Raw genomic sequence first — 13,223 nt, forward strand, 5'->3', positions numbered from 1 at the left:
GTGGGGCTTTCTGGTGAAGAATCGGGTTCTAACCAAACAGAACTTGCAGGTAGCCACCGTGAGCCTTTCTCCCTTTCACCTAGCGATTCCCGTCTACGACCTGGCCGCCGCGCGTCACTTCTACGGCGATGTGTTTGGCCTTTCGGAAGGTCGCTCCAGTGCGCAATGGGTCGACTTCGATTTCTACGGCCACCAACTGGTGATTCACGAGCACCCCAAGACGCATTCCCAGGAGTCGGTGCACTCCAACGCGGTGGACGGCCACGATGTGCCGGTGCCGCATTTCGGCATCATCCTGCAATGGGACCAGTGGGAAGCCTTGGCCGATCGGCTGCGCGCGCGGGAAACCCAGTTTGTGATCGAACCCTACATCCGCTTCAAGGGTGAGGTGGGCGAGCAGGCCACCATGTTCCTGTTCGACCCGTGCGGCAACGCCCTGGAGTTCAAGGCGTTCAAGGACATGAGCCAGCTGTTCGCCAAGTAATTGCTCATCGTGCGCAAACGTCCCAGGGTGATTTGCGCCGCTGAGCCGGTATGTCTGAATCGGTCCTGAAGTGGTCCGGCACCTGCCTGTCGCTCATCGGCGCGGGTGCTTACCATGGCTTGCATCAACCACTGTGATGCAAGCCACAAGGACCTGTCATGAGCCGCAAAGCCCTTATCGTTATCGATGTGCAGCATTCGTTCCGTCATTCTGCTTACTGGTCCGAAAATGACCTGCCGTTGTTCCTGGAAAAACAGCAAGCGCTGATCGATGGGTGTGTTCAACAGGGCATCCCGGTGATACAAGTCTTCCATGTTGAAGACCAAGGGCACTTTTCGATGGCATCGGGCAATGTCAAAACCTTGAGCGAGTTGTCGATCAACCCCGACCTGATCATCCACAAGCGCTTTCACAGTGCTTTCGCCGGCACGCCTTTGTCTGCACGGCTTACGGAGATGGGCGTGAGCGCGCTGATCATCAGTGGCATCCGCACCGAACAGTGCTGCGAAACCACCACCCGGCAGGCGTCGGACAGTGGTTTTACGGTGGATTTTGTCAGCGAGGCGACCCTGACCTTCCCGATGACCCACGCACGCAGTGGCCGCGAATACAGCGCCGCCGAGATTCGTGAGCGTACCGAACTGGTGCTGGAAGAGCGCTTTGCGCGCATCGTCACCGTCGCCCAGGCGCTGGAGCGTTGAACCCGTGAGCGTGCCGGTGCTGTTCGTGCTGTTGCCCAATGTGCTGATGCTGGACTTGGCCGGCCCCGCCGAGGTGCTGCGCCTGGCCGCGCAGAGCGAGGACCCTGCGGCTCTCGACTTCGACTTGCAGTACGTCAGCCCGGTGCCGTCCCTGCAAACCTCGATTGGCTTGCCGCTGGCCGGCTTGGCGCCCCTGCCGCCAAGCCTGGCGCCCGGCACGCTGGTGGTGTTGGTCGGCTCCACGTCAAAGGTGAGCAAGGCGCAGCAGCAGGCGTTCGAGTCGGCAAGCGACACCTTGACCCAATGGCTGCAAAGCGTGTTTGCAGCGTCGGGCCAGCGGCTGGTTTGCGTGTGCGCCGGCGCATTAAGTGCCGCCCGCGCGGGGTTGCTCGATGGCCGCCAGTGCACCACCCACCACGCGCTGTGCGAGGCATTGCAGGCCCTGGCGCCCAAGGCCCGCGTGTTGGAAAACCGGCTGTATGTGACGGACGGCCCGGTCAGTTGCAGCGCCGGTGTCACGGCGGGCATCGACCTGATGCTGCACCTGCTCGCCGAGTTGGCCGGGCCACGCCTGGCCTGCAGCGTGGCGCGCGACATGGTGGTGTACATGCGTCGCAGCGGCGCCGACCCGCAGCTCTCAGCCTGGATCACCGGTCGCAACCACCTGCACCCGGCCGTGCACCGTGTGCAGGACGCCATCACCGCGGCGCCCTGTGAAGCCTGGACCGTCACACGCATGGCCGAACTAGCGTGCACCAGCAGCCGACACCTGGCGCGGCTGTTCCACGAACACGTTGGCATCAGCCCGCTGGATTACCTGCACACGCTGCGTATCACCGTGGCCCGTGAACTGCTCATGGCGTCGAGCCTGGACATGGAAACCGTCGCCGAGCGCGCAGGCTTTGGGTCAGCCCGGCACCTGCGGCGTATCTGGAGCAAATATGAGGTGGGGACGCCTTCAAGCGGGCGTGTCGGCGCCGCTGGTTGAGGCTTGATCGGCCTCGGCTTCGAGTTTGGCGCGGTCTGCCTTGCTGATGTACTTGTCTTTGCTTTTCGGCGCCAGTTTGGCGCTGGCCTTCTTGGCTTTAGCCTTGAAGAGCTGCTTGAGTTTTTTCTGGCGGTTCATGTGTCGGTGCCTGATGGGTGAAGGCCCGGATGATATCAGGTTAAAAACCTGGGTCGCTTTTTAGCGTCAATCTGTGCATTGAACGCTCTGGGGTTTTACCAATAATCGGGCCGTGAATTCAGCACAAACGGAAAAAACCGATGAGCCTCCACACCCGCACCAAACGCCTCACCGTCCCGCAACTGGTCGCCATGAAGGGCCAGCAGAAAATCGTCTCCCTCACCGCGTACTCCAGCGCCATCGCCAAGCTGATCGACCCGCTGGTCGACTTCATTCTGGTGGGTGATTCCACGGCGATGGTCGGCTACGGCCGGGCCTCGACCTTGAGCATGCAGCTGGAAGAAATCATCGGCCACACCCGCGCCGTGGTCGACAGCACGCGCCTGGCCTGCGTGATTGCCGACATGCCCTTTGGCAGTTATCAGGAATCCAACGAGCAAGCGTTTCGCAACTGCGCCCAAGTGCTGGCGCGCACTGGTTGCGATGCGCTGAAGCTGGAGGCCAACGTGGCGTTGGCGGGCACCGTCGAGTTTCTGGTGGCGCGCGGCATTCCGGTGATGGCCCATGTGGGGCTGATGCCGCAGTTCGTCAACGTGATGGGCGGCTTCAAGGCCCAAGGGCTTACCGCCGAAACTGCTGCAGTGATTGCCGCAGATGCCCGTGCCAACCTGGAGGCGGGCGCCTTCGGCCTGCTGCTCGAAGGTGTGGCCGAAGGCGTCGCGCGGCAGATCACCCTGGATTCAAAGATGCCCACCATCGGCATTGGCGCTTCACCGGCCTGCGATGGCCAAGTGTTGGTGACCGAAGACCTGTTGGGCCTGGGCGGCGAACACCTGCCGCGCTTCGTCAAACAGTACGCAGATGTAGGCGCGGTGATTCGCGATGCCTGCGAGCGGTTTGCCGACGATGTGCGCCATGGCCGTTTCCCTGAAGCGCGGCATTGCTACGGGCTTTGATCGATCGCCTCGGCCAATCGCTTCACGGCCTGGGCGATATCCTTGCTCCAGTCGAGGGTGTAGCTCAGGCGCAGGTGTTGCGGCCAGGCGCCATGCTGGCTGAACAGCTCGCCAGGGGCGATGACGATGCGTTGGGCCAGCAGCCGCTCAAATACCTGACGCATATCCACCGCATGCGGCGCTTGCAGCCAGAAGCTGGCGCCGCCTTGGGGCGCGATCACCTGCCAATGTTCCTCCAGCAAGGCTTTCATGCCGGTCATGCGCTCCAGCAGCAGCGCCCGCAGCGCTTTCAAATGCACGTCGATACGCTTGGAGGTGAGCAGCTTGGCGATCGCCTTTTGCCGGATCGGTGACAGGCGAAACCCACGCTCCAGAAACACCCGCTGCAATTGCGGCGCGTGCTCGTGGCACACCACATAGCCATACGGCGCTTCCGAGCCGATGACTTTATCGAAGGTCGAAAACACCAGCAGCTTCTGCAGGTCGGCGAAGTCGCGATAACGCGGCGGCTGCGCTTCGAAATACAACTCGCCGTAAGTGTCGTTTTCGAACAGCCAGATATCCCGCGCCGCCAGCCAGCGGCAGATCTGCTGCTTGTCCTGTGCCGGCATCACCCCGCCCTGGGGGATATTCACCGTCGACGACAGCACCGCCAGGCGAATCGGCTCACGCATCAGCACGCCTTCCAGCGCCGCCAGGTCGAAACGCCCGTGGGCGTCGAGCGGCATTTCGATCACGCGAATCTTCGCCGCTTGCAACTGGCGCAAAATCGCCCACGAACACGGTGACTCCACCAGCGCCACGGTGCCGCACAGGTCCAGGGCATTAAGTGCCGCATCCAGCACGCTGTGCAAGTCCGCGCCGATATACACCTGGTCGGCCTGCCAGTAGCGGTCGGCGGATTGGGTGTAGCGCTCGGCCAATGCGGTGCGCAACTCGGGCTCACCGAAGGGTAAGTAAAGCGGCGCCAGCGAGCGTGGGTGCTGGCGGGTCAGTTCACGCTCAAGCATCAGCAGCGGGTTTTCCAGCGACAACAGCATGGCCGGTGCATCGCTGCTCAAGGCAAGCATTCCCGGCTGGCGGGCATTGGCGAACACTTGGTCGAGCAGGTTGGTTTCAGTTGTTACCCGTGCAGCCATGGCCCTCGTGAAATAACCCTGTTTGGGCCGCGCGTAGATCCGCCCTTCATCCTCAAGCAAGGCGTAGGCGTACTTGGTGGTCGACACCGATACGCCAAGGCGCTCGGCCAATTGGCGCAGGGACGGCAGTTTGCGTTCGCCTGACGACGGGCTGGCGTCGATCAACTCGACGAGGTAACGGTAGACCGTCTGATAGGCAAAGCCGGCGTCTTTGGGTTTATCCATGGTCCTTTGAGCTGCGCAAAACAGAGTGGGAAGAGAGCCTGGCAGTATCACTCAAGGCGGTCTTATTTGCGCGCGTCTCGGGCTGAACAGCCCATGGCTCGGCCCATTGGGTTTGAGGCAACCCATCATGAACAGGGCTAAAGGTTTAGTGAAATCGTTTCATTATCTCTTGCTCTATAGCCAGCATAGACTCCACCTTAATTATTGAAACTGTAAAGACTTGGGCCCAACGTCGGCGTGTTGCTAAAAGGCAAGCAGTGAACTCAAGTCTGTCTCAACTTTTAAGGTGTCAGGTGGTCATGGATAACGCGTTTGAATTTACGATTAAGAGTGTTTGTTTTGACGAGCACTATCGCCCCTCCGAAAACACGCGCACCACCACTAACTTTGCTAATTTGGCCAGGGGCGAGCGTCGTCAGGAAAACCTGCGCAATACCTTGACGATGATTAATAACCGCTTCAATGCCTTGGCGCATTGGGATAACGCTGGCGGTGATCGGTATGCGCTCGAACTCGAGATTGTTTCGGCTCAAATGCAGATCGGTGTTGAAGGCAATGGGCAGGCCATTCCGCTGATTGAAGTGTTGAAAACGACGATTGTGGACCGCAAAACCAATGAGCGCCTTGAGGGCATCGTCGGCAATAATTTTTCTTCGTATGTACGCGACTATGACTTTAGCGTGGTGTTGTTGGGCCACAACAGAGGCCAGGCTGAATTCAGCACGCCCGATAATTTTGGCGACTTGCATGGCAAGCTGTTCAAGTGCTTTGTGAATTCAGCGGCGTACAGGCAGCACTTTAAGAAGTCGCCCGTCATCTGCTTGAGCGTTTCGAATACCAAGACCTATCAGCGAACTGAAAACCAGCACCCGGTATTGGGCGTTGAGTATCAGCAGGATGAGTATTCGCTGACCGATGAGTACTTCAAGAAGATGGGCTTGAAGGTGCGCTATTTTATGCCACCCAACAGTGTTGCACCCTTGGCATTTTATTTTTTCGGTGACGTGCTGAGTGATTACACGACGCTTGAACTTATCAGCACCATTAGCACGATGGACACTTTTCAAAAGATTTACCGGCCTGAAATTTACAATGCCAATTCTGTCGCCGGAAAACGCTACCAACCCAGTTTGAAGCATCAGGATTATTCATTAACACGCATTGTTTATGATCGAGAAGAGCGTGGTCGGCTGGCGATTGAGCAGGGCCGGTTTGTTGAGGAAAATTTCATCAAGCCCTATCACGCTGTGCTTGAACAGTGGTCCGCGCAATACGCCGCTTGACTCATCAAACTTACAAGGTTGTGCCTGTCATGAAAAAGTTATTACCCACTTCTACAGCTGGCAGCTTGCCAAAACCGGCCTGGCTTGCTGAGCCCGAGACGCTGTGGTCACCCTGGAAGTTGCAAGGTGACGAATTAATTGAAGGCAAGCAAGATGCCTTGCGCTTGGCATTGCAAGAGCAGCAAGACGCCGGGATTGATATCGTCAGTGATGGCGAGCAAACCCGCCAACACTTTGTCACCACGTTTATCGAACACCTGAGCGGTGTTGATTTCGAGAAGCGTGAAACCGTCAGGATTCGTGATCGCTATGACGCGAGCGTGCCGACGGTTGTAGGCGCCGTTGCGCGCCCAAAGCCGGTGTTTGTCGAAGACGCCAGGTTCTTGCGCCAGCAAACCAACCAGCCGATCAAATGGGCGCTGCCAGGCCCCATGACCATGATCGATACGCTGTATGACAACCACTATAAAAGCCGCGAAAAACTCGCGTGGGAATTCGCCAAGATCCTCAACGAAGAAGCCCGGGAACTGGAAGCGGCGGGCGTCGACATTATTCAGTTTGATGAACCGGCCTTTAACGTGTTCTTTGACGAGGTGAATGACTGGGGCGTCGCCACCCTGGAACGGGCCATTGAAGGCCTTAAATGCGAAACGGCGGTGCATATCTGTTATGGCTATGGCATCAAGGCCAACACCGATTGGAAAAAGACCCTGGGGTCGGAGTGGCGGCAATATGAAGAAGCCTTCCCCAAGCTACAGAAATCCAGCATCGATATCATTTCGCTGGAATGTCACAACTCCCATGTCCCCATGGACCTGATTGAGCTCATTCGTGGCAAAAAAGTCATGGTTGGGGCCATTGATGTGGCAAACCACACCATTGAAACGCCCGAAGAAGTGGCCAATACCCTGCGCAAAGCCCTTCAGTTTGTCGATGCCGACAAGCTTTATCCGTGCACCAACTGTGGCATGGCGCCCTTGCCTCGCCGCGTGGCGAGCGGCAAGTTGAATGCATTGAGTGCAGGCGCAGAGATCGTTCGAAGAGAGCTCAATAACGCGCGTTGAGCCACCATTGGAAGGGGTGTACCAAGTTGCACTCCCTGTTCAGGATTTACCATGTCATTTCCCACTACGACGGTCGAGCCACTGAGCTTTCGCGAAGCGCTCGGGCACTACGCGTCCGGTATTACGGTGATTACCTCGCACCTGGATGACGAGCCGGTCGGCTTCACGTGTCAGTCGTTCTACAGCGTGTCGATGAGCCCACCGCTGGTGTCATTCAGCGTAATGTCCAATTCGGCCAGCTACCCCAAGATTCGCCAGGCCGGTCGATTCGTGGTCAATATCCTGTCGGGTGAGCAGGCCGGGATTTCCAACCAATTCGCCCGCCGCGGCACAGACAAATGGCACGGCGTGCAATGGCAGCACTCGCCTTTGGGTAATCCGATCATTGCCGGCAGCCTGCACTGGCTGGATTGCGAAATTCACGCCGAACACGCCGCCGGTGACCACCTGATCGTGATTGGTGAAGTAAAGGCGTTAAGTCTGCGAGCAGCGGCTGCGGCGAAGCCCTTGCTGTATTTCAAGGGGCAGTATTGCAACATCGCCGCACAGGGCGTGGTTCACGGGTAGGTAAAGGTGTGGTTAATAATGTAAGTGCCTAGCGTGTTCGTACGCGCTGTCACCCAGGCAACGGTCATACCGCGTTTTATTTGATCGTCAAGTTCTGATCGGGTTGTGCACAGTTCGATATCGCGCTCAGTGTGTAGATCCTTGATCCATAAGCCCGCCTCGCAACGACTATATTTCCCATAAGCCGGTCCCGGAAACCTGATTTCATAGACGGATTTATAGTGGATTACTTCGCCAGGCAGCAGGTAGACGCACACGGCATAACTATTCAGGAGGAAAACGAATCCAAGGCTGAAGCCCCCTAAAAACTTGTTAGTCGAAGACATATTAGTGCTGTTGGGCGGGCGATTGCGTTCGGGCCTGAACGCACAATAGAGGCCTGTCACAACGCCGAATACCACATAGGTCGTCCATTCAGGAATCCATGCCATCAAGATGGTTTGCCTGGCAACCCGAGAGGCCCAGCCCATGTAAAACATCCATGCCCCAAGGACGAGAAGCACTAATATCAACGCCGCTATTCTTTTGAATTGTCTCCCGAGTGAGGGGTGTTTCATTGTTTTTTTTGCTCGGTTCGTTGGTCGGCTGGGTAGCGTTGAGTGAACACCGGTGTGTTCAACCGATCAATCCACTCAAGCAAAATACCATCTAACCGGGCGCGACGACGCCCACTACTTCTCTGTGCGGCGCCGCAGCAACGAGTGACTTAGCTTCGTAAAAACTCAAGCAAATCCGCGTTGATGACATCCGCATTCGTCGTCGGCATCCCATGGGGAAACCCTGCATAGGTCTTCAACGTGCCATTCTTCAACAGTTTTGCCGACAACGGCCCGGAATCTTCATACGGCACAATCTGGTCATCATCGCCGTGCATCACCAGCACGGGGATCGTGATGCGCCGCAAAGCCTCAGTAAAGTCCGTTTGCGAAAACGCCACAATCCCGTCGTAGTGGGCGATTGCGCAACCCATCATGCCTTGTCGCCACCAGTTCTGGATCACGCCTTCCGACGGTTTGGCACCCGGCCGGTTGTAGCCATAAAAAGGCCCCGATGGTACGTCGCGATAGAACTGCGCACGGTTGGCTTTGAGCTGCGCCTGCATGTCGTCGAACACCGACTTGGGCAAGCCGCCTGGATTGCTCGGTGTTTGCAGCATCAACGGTGGCACGGCGCTGATGATGGCGGCTTTGGATACGCGGTCTTCGCCGTGGCGGGCAATGTAGTGAATGACTTCGCCACCGCCGGTGGAGTGGCCCACATGGGCGGCGCCCTGTACACCAAGGTGGTTGACCACGGCGGCGACGTCGTCGGCGTAGTGGTCCATGTCGTGGCCGTCCCAGACCTGGCTGGAGCGGCCATGGCCGCGGCGGTCGTGGGCGACGACGCGGTAACCGTTAGCCAGGAAGAACAGCATCTGCGCATCCCAGTCATCGGCGCTCAGTGGCCAGCCGTGGTGGAAGAAGACCACCGGGGCATCGCGTGGGCCCCAGTCTTTGTAAAAGATCTCAACGCCGTCCTGCGTAGTGACATACCCCATGTTCATCTCTCCAAAGTGATTGATCGGCCATCAACAGCAACGTGTTGATCGTGACCGGTTGAACAAAGTGCGGCTCAACCGATGGGCGGCCACGCTTGGCTGCCTGATCACTTGAGGTTTACAGTCCGCCTCAAGGTCAATGTGCGCGCGGAGTGGAACATGAGAATAGGCGAACTGGCGAAACTCAGCGGCTTGGCGCCATCGCGCATCCGTTTCTACGAAGCGAGCGGCCTGATCAAGTCGGTCACGCGCAAGGCCAACGGTTATCGGGACTATGCGCCGGAGGCAGCGGGGATGTTGCAACTGATCACGGGCGCACAGGCGGCAGGGTTTTCCCTGGAAGAAATCCGCCAATTGCTGCCGATGAACGCTGGCGGCTGGCAGCATGAGGCGTTGCTCGGAGGGCTCAAGCGCAAGGTCGAGGAAATCGAGGTGTTGCAGCAACGCCTGGCGCAGAATAAGGCCCAGTTGCTGCGGGTGATTGACGGCATCGAAGGCAAGCCTGAGGGCGTGGCGTGTGCGGACAATGCGCAGTTGTTGCTCAACCGCCTGCAGGATGAGCGCGAGAAAGCCGTGCACTGACCTGAAAAAAGCCATTGACCTTAAAGTTGGCTTTAATCTTATGGTGGTCCCACGCCAACTGAGGACTGCTCCATGAATCTGTTCGATCCCCTGTTATTACCCAACGGTTCGACCATCAATAACCGCATCGCCAAAGCCGCCATGGAAGAGAATATGGCAGACGCCGACCAGGCGCCTTCCGCCGATTTGCTGCGTCTCTACCAGGCCTGGGCCGATGGTGGTGCCGGCCTGATCATCACCGGCAACGTGATGGTTGACGGCCGCGCCATGACCGGCCCCGGTGGCGTGGTATTGCAGGATGATCAGCAACTGGCCAAGTTCAAGCGCTGGGCGCAAGTGGGGCGCGCAGGTGGCGCGCAATTCTGGTTGCAGATCAATCATCCCGGGCGCCAGATGCAGGCCAATCTGGGGCAACAGACCTGGGCACCCTCGGCGGTTGCCATGGACCTGGGCACGTTATCCAAACACTTCAGCCGACCCCAGGCGATGACCGCCGAGGTGATTGCCGAGGTTATCCAGCGTTTTGCGCGCACCGCTCGCCTGGGCGAACAAGCCGGTTTTACTGGCGTGGAAATTCATGCGGCGCATGGTTATTTGTTGAGTCAGTTCCTCTCACCGTTGAGCAATCAACGCACAGACGCGTGGGGCGGCTCCCTGGAAAACCGCGCGCGGCTGTTGCTCGATATCGTCAAGGCGGTACGGGCGGTGGTTAGCAGGGAATTCGCGGTGGCGGTCAAACTCAACTCCGCGGATTTCCAGCGCGGCGGGTTTACCGCCGATGACGCCAAGCAGGTGGTTGAGTGGCTCAACGACTTGGGCGTGGACCTGGTGGAATTGTCCGGTGGCAGTTACGAAGCGCCCGCCATGCAGGGGGACGCGCGTGACGGCCGAACCCTGGCGCGTGAGGCTTATTTTGTTGAGTTTGCCCACGACATCCAGACGGTCGCCAAGATGCCGGTGATGGTCACCGGCGGTATCCGTCGACGCCCGGTGGCTGAAAGCGTGGTGCACAGCGGCGTGGACATGGTGGGCATCGGCACCGCGTTGGCTATTGATCCGCTACTGCCGCGTGCGTGGCTTGAAGGCAAAGACACAGCGCCCGAACTGCCGCCGATCACTTGGAAAAACAAAGCCTTCGCCTCCTTGGCCAATATGGCGCTGGTCAAGTTCCAGCTGCGCAAACTCAGCCAGCGCAAGCAGCCTGATCCCGGCGTATCACCGTTACGCGCATTGATCGAGCAGCAACTGGGCAACGCTTTGCGCACGCGGCAGTATCGCCGCTGGATCGCCAAGCGTAGCGCGTAGGCGGTGGTCAGGACGGGGTCAGTTGCGCCGCCGCAACCTTCACCCGCGTCGCGCGCCGCGCCATCACCCAGGCCAGCACCGGCGCCAGGGTAAACAGGGCAAACAACCACCGTGCCGCGTTGGCGATGCCGGCATTGCCGGTGGCGTCGTTGATACCCGCCACGTTGGAAATCACTCCCGCCAATGCCGCGCCCAGGGCCATGGCGAACAGCTGCAAGGTGGTGATCGACGCGGCGGCCGTGTCCTTGTCCTGCTCCGACGCCACTTGCAGGATGCGCGTCAGCAGGTGCGGCCAGCCCAGGCCGATGCCGAAACCGACCAGGAACAGCCCGAGGCAGATCGGCGCCAACCGCGCCCATTCACCCAGGCTTTCCACTGGCGTGGTGATGGCTAGCAGCACCAGCCCGGCCACGATAAACAGCGGCCCCGCGAGGATGGCGCGCTGTGCGCTGCGGCCGCTCCAGCTGGAACTGAGGATTTCCGACACGGTCCAGCCGGCCGCCATCAGCGCCGCCATGTACCCGGCAACCAGCGGTGATTGACCATGCAGGTGTTGCAGAAAATACGGCATGAAAATCTCGCTGCTCATGCCGATCACCAGCAGGCAAGTGGTTGCATACAGCGCGCACAGTGGGGTGTTGAACTTCAGTGCGTCCTTGGGCAGCAGGCGTATGGTCGCGTTGGACTCGTGGCGGATCAGCACACCTACCAACACGGCGCACACCGCGATACCCAGCAGGTTCCAACTCGGCAGCGCCGACACGCTGCCTGCGCACACGGCCAGCACGGCGGCGGCCAACAGCACCAGTTGCGGCACCGGCAAGCGGGTCGGCGTGCTCGCCGTGGCGTCGCGTGGCGGTAGCGCGCGGTGGGTGAGGACCATATAGGCAAGACTTATCGGCACCATGGCGCCGAAGGCGAAACGCCAGGCATCCATCTCGGCGAACACGCCACCGACCGCCGGGCCGACCAAGGTAGCCACGCCCCACATGCCCGATACCAGCGCCATCGCCCGCGGCCATAAGCGCTCTTCGAACACCAGTTGGATCATCGAGTAACACAGGGCCAGCAACATGCCGCCGCCCAACCCCTGAATCAAACGCCCGACCAGCATCACCGGCATGTTTGGCGCCAAGGCGCAGATCAGCACACCGACCATAAAGATCAACGTGGCGACGGTATACGCCAGCCGCGGCCCGGTGCGTTGCAGCAGCTTGGAAGTGAGGGCGGAGCCGAGGATCGAAGCCACCACATACAGCGTGGTGCTCCACGCATACAGCGCCAGCCCGCCGATTTCGGCGACCACCGAGGGCAGAATGGTCGTGGCGATATAAGTGTTGGTGGCATACAGCGCGATGCCGCCGGAAAGGGCGATAGAACGGGGGGCGTTCTTGCCCCGGAGCAACTCGCTCCAGCTGCTGTCTTGGGTGTGCATCGACGATTCCTTGTGCCGGTGTCCGGCTTGGGTTAATTTGCCAAGCAATTGCTTTGAATATTGCGACGAGGCTGTTTATTTTGTCAAGAAATGACTTGGAATATTCGCCAGCGTCCCCGGCGGATCGTTTGTTGCACCTGCTCAAGACCCGTGGGCCACAATTGGCCAGTGATGCCGGTGAGTTCCTCGGCACCACCGGTGAAGCGGCACGCCAGCAGTTGGTGAAGCTGGCGGCCAGTGGGCTGGTCGAGGCCCACTCCGAAGTGCGCGGGGTAGGGCGCCCGATCCAGGTCTGGCAACTGACGGCGGCAGGGCACGCGCGCTTCCCCGATACCCATTCCGAACTCACCGTGCAACTGTTGCAGACCGTGCGCGAGACCTTTGGTGAAGAGGCTATTGAGCGTTTGATTGACGTGCGCGAGCGCCAGACCCTGGCGTTGTATGAACGTGAGATGCAAGGCGTCAGCGGCCTTAAAGCGCGGGTCGAAAAGCTTGCGGCACTGCGCACGCGTGAAGGTTATATGGCCCAGTGCAGCGAGCAGCCGGACGGTGCCCTGATCCTGGTGGAGAACCACTGCCCGATTTGCGCGGCGGCTACTGCGTGCCAAGGGTTTTGCCGCGCAGAATTGCAGGTGTTCGAGCAGGTGTTGCGTGCCAAGGTCGAGCGCGTGGAGCACATCCAACTGGGCGCGCGGCGGTGTGCTTATCGGATTCACTGAACGCGCCGCCGATTGAAGGTGGGAACTGGCTTGCCTGCGATAGCCATCGGTGTCTGCACAGCTATTGAAGGTATCCACATTCCCCTGTGGCGAGCGGGGC

General features: G+C 59.3%; 14 protein-coding genes. 10 read left to right on the forward strand and 4 right to left on the reverse strand.

The window, feature by feature from the left end; all coding sequences use genetic code 11:
• Positions 1-58 precede the first annotated feature (58 nt).
• From HX790_RS20765 to HX790_RS20775, 3 genes are all read left to right on the forward strand, one after another.
• The gene (locus tag HX790_RS20765; RefSeq protein WP_138449673.1) at positions 59-484 is read left to right on the forward strand and encodes a VOC family protein; all 426 of its coding nucleotides are present in this window, start codon (positions 59-61) and stop codon (positions 482-484) included.
• Positions 485-642: 158 nt separating this feature from the next.
• Positions 643-1,185: a cysteine hydrolase family protein gene (locus tag HX790_RS20770; RefSeq protein WP_017136988.1), complete on the forward strand. Its 543-nt coding sequence runs from the start codon at positions 643-645 to the stop codon at positions 1,183-1,185.
• 4 nt (positions 1,186-1,189) lie between these two features.
• Positions 1,190-2,173, forward strand: coding sequence for a GlxA family transcriptional regulator (locus HX790_RS20775; RefSeq protein ID WP_017136987.1), 984 nt, complete (start codon positions 1,190-1,192; stop codon positions 2,171-2,173).
• Here HX790_RS20775 and HX790_RS20780 read toward each other — a convergent pair.
• Positions 2,144-2,311 carry a DUF2986 domain-containing protein gene (locus tag HX790_RS20780; RefSeq protein ID WP_017136986.1) on the reverse strand — a complete coding sequence of 56 codons (168 nt, stop codon included), beginning with the start codon at positions 2,309-2,311 and terminating at the stop codon, positions 2,144-2,146. The two genes, HX790_RS20775 and HX790_RS20780, sit on opposite strands and share 30 nt — an antisense overlap.
• Positions 2,312-2,451: 140 nt before the next feature.
• Here HX790_RS20780 and panB point away from each other — a divergent pair, with 140 nt between their 5' ends.
• The gene (panB, locus tag HX790_RS20785) at positions 2,452-3,267 is read left to right on the forward strand and encodes a 3-methyl-2-oxobutanoate hydroxymethyltransferase (RefSeq protein WP_099548954.1); all 816 of its coding nucleotides are present in this window, start codon (positions 2,452-2,454) and stop codon (positions 3,265-3,267) included.
• Here panB and HX790_RS20790 read toward each other — a convergent pair.
• On the reverse strand, positions 3,255-4,631 hold the full coding sequence (locus HX790_RS20790) for a PLP-dependent aminotransferase family protein (protein ID WP_176992039.1): 1,377 nt from the start codon (positions 4,629-4,631) through the stop codon (positions 3,255-3,257). The genes panB and HX790_RS20790 overlap by 13 nt on opposite strands.
• A 299-nt stretch (positions 4,632-4,930) precedes the next feature.
• Here HX790_RS20790 and HX790_RS20795 point away from each other — a divergent pair, with 299 nt between their 5' ends.
• The 3 genes from HX790_RS20795 to HX790_RS20805 are packed head-to-tail and all read left to right on the forward strand — an operon-like array spanning position 4,931 to position 7,545.
• Positions 4,931-5,914, forward strand: coding sequence for a DUF1852 domain-containing protein (locus HX790_RS20795; protein WP_176992040.1), 984 nt, complete (start codon positions 4,931-4,933; stop codon positions 5,912-5,914).
• 29 nt (positions 5,915-5,943) lie between these two features.
• Positions 5,944-6,978, forward strand: a complete 1,035-nt coding sequence (locus HX790_RS20800; protein WP_176992082.1) for a methionine synthase — start codon at positions 5,944-5,946, stop codon at positions 6,976-6,978.
• 51 nt (positions 6,979-7,029) lie between these two features.
• Entirely contained in the window at positions 7,030-7,545 is a 516-nt protein-coding gene (locus HX790_RS20805; protein ID WP_017136981.1) for a flavin reductase family protein, read from the forward strand.
• Positions 7,546-8,251: 706 nt separating this feature from the next.
• On the opposite strand, the gene HX790_RS20810 is transcribed toward HX790_RS20805, so the two are convergent.
• On the reverse strand, positions 8,252-9,082 hold the full coding sequence (locus HX790_RS20810; RefSeq protein WP_017136979.1) for an alpha/beta fold hydrolase: 831 nt from the start codon (positions 9,080-9,082) through the stop codon (positions 8,252-8,254).
• Between the two features lie 159 nt (positions 9,083-9,241).
• Here HX790_RS20810 and HX790_RS20815 point away from each other — a divergent pair, with 159 nt between their 5' ends.
• Together HX790_RS20815 and HX790_RS20820 are read left to right on the forward strand one after the other, a co-directional pair.
• Positions 9,242-9,664 (forward strand): MerR family transcriptional regulator, encoded by a 423-nt coding sequence (locus tag HX790_RS20815; RefSeq protein ID WP_017136978.1) that lies wholly within the window; start codon positions 9,242-9,244, stop codon positions 9,662-9,664.
• A gap of 72 nt (positions 9,665-9,736) precedes the next feature.
• The gene (locus HX790_RS20820; protein WP_176992041.1) at positions 9,737-10,969 is read left to right on the forward strand and encodes an NADH:flavin oxidoreductase/NADH oxidase family protein; all 1,233 of its coding nucleotides are present in this window, start codon (positions 9,737-9,739) and stop codon (positions 10,967-10,969) included.
• A gap of 7 nt (positions 10,970-10,976) precedes the next feature.
• Here HX790_RS20820 and HX790_RS20825 read toward each other — a convergent pair whose 3' ends face one another.
• Positions 10,977-12,404, reverse strand: coding sequence for an MFS transporter (locus tag HX790_RS20825; RefSeq protein ID WP_176992042.1), 1,428 nt, complete (start codon positions 12,402-12,404; stop codon positions 10,977-10,979).
• 95 nt (positions 12,405-12,499) lie between these two features.
• On the opposite strand from HX790_RS20825, the gene HX790_RS20830 reads away from it, so the two are divergent.
• The gene (locus HX790_RS20830) at positions 12,500-13,123 is read left to right on the forward strand and encodes a metalloregulator ArsR/SmtB family transcription factor (protein WP_218174707.1); all 624 of its coding nucleotides are present in this window, start codon (positions 12,500-12,502) and stop codon (positions 13,121-13,123) included.
• Positions 13,124-13,223: the final 100 nt, after the last annotated feature.

This window comes from Pseudomonas sp. IPO3747 (assembly GCF_013385245.1).
GTDB lineage: Bacteria > Pseudomonadota > Gammaproteobacteria > Pseudomonadales > Pseudomonadaceae > Aquipseudomonas > Aquipseudomonas edaphica.

Coding starts and splice junctions, on each gene's coding strand:
- HX790_RS20790 (WP_176992039.1), bottom strand. CDS start 4,631: ATGGATAAACCCAAAGACGCCGGCTTTGCCTATCAGACGGTCTACCGT.
- HX790_RS20795 (WP_176992040.1), top strand. CDS start 4,931: ATGGATAACGCGTTTGAATTTACGATTAAGAGTGTTTGTTTTGACGAG.
- HX790_RS20805 (WP_017136981.1), top strand. CDS start 7,030: ATGTCATTTCCCACTACGACGGTCGAGCCACTGAGCTTTCGCGAAGCG.
- HX790_RS20780 (WP_017136986.1), bottom strand. CDS start 2,311: ATGAACCGCCAGAAAAAACTCAAGCAGCTCTTCAAGGCTAAAGCCAAG.
- HX790_RS20800 (WP_176992082.1), top strand. CDS start 5,944: ATGAAAAAGTTATTACCCACTTCTACAGCTGGCAGCTTGCCAAAACCG.
- HX790_RS20810 (WP_017136979.1), bottom strand. CDS start 9,082: ATGGGGTATGTCACTACGCAGGACGGCGTTGAGATCTTTTACAAAGAC.
- HX790_RS20820 (WP_176992041.1), top strand. CDS start 9,737: ATGAATCTGTTCGATCCCCTGTTATTACCCAACGGTTCGACCATCAAT.
- panB (WP_099548954.1), top strand. CDS start 2,452: ATGAGCCTCCACACCCGCACCAAACGCCTCACCGTCCCGCAACTGGTC.
- HX790_RS20770 (WP_017136988.1), top strand. CDS start 643: ATGAGCCGCAAAGCCCTTATCGTTATCGATGTGCAGCATTCGTTCCGT.
- HX790_RS20815 (WP_017136978.1), top strand. CDS start 9,242: ATGAGAATAGGCGAACTGGCGAAACTCAGCGGCTTGGCGCCATCGCGC.
- HX790_RS20825 (WP_176992042.1), bottom strand. CDS start 12,404: ATGCACACCCAAGACAGCAGCTGGAGCGAGTTGCTCCGGGGCAAGAAC.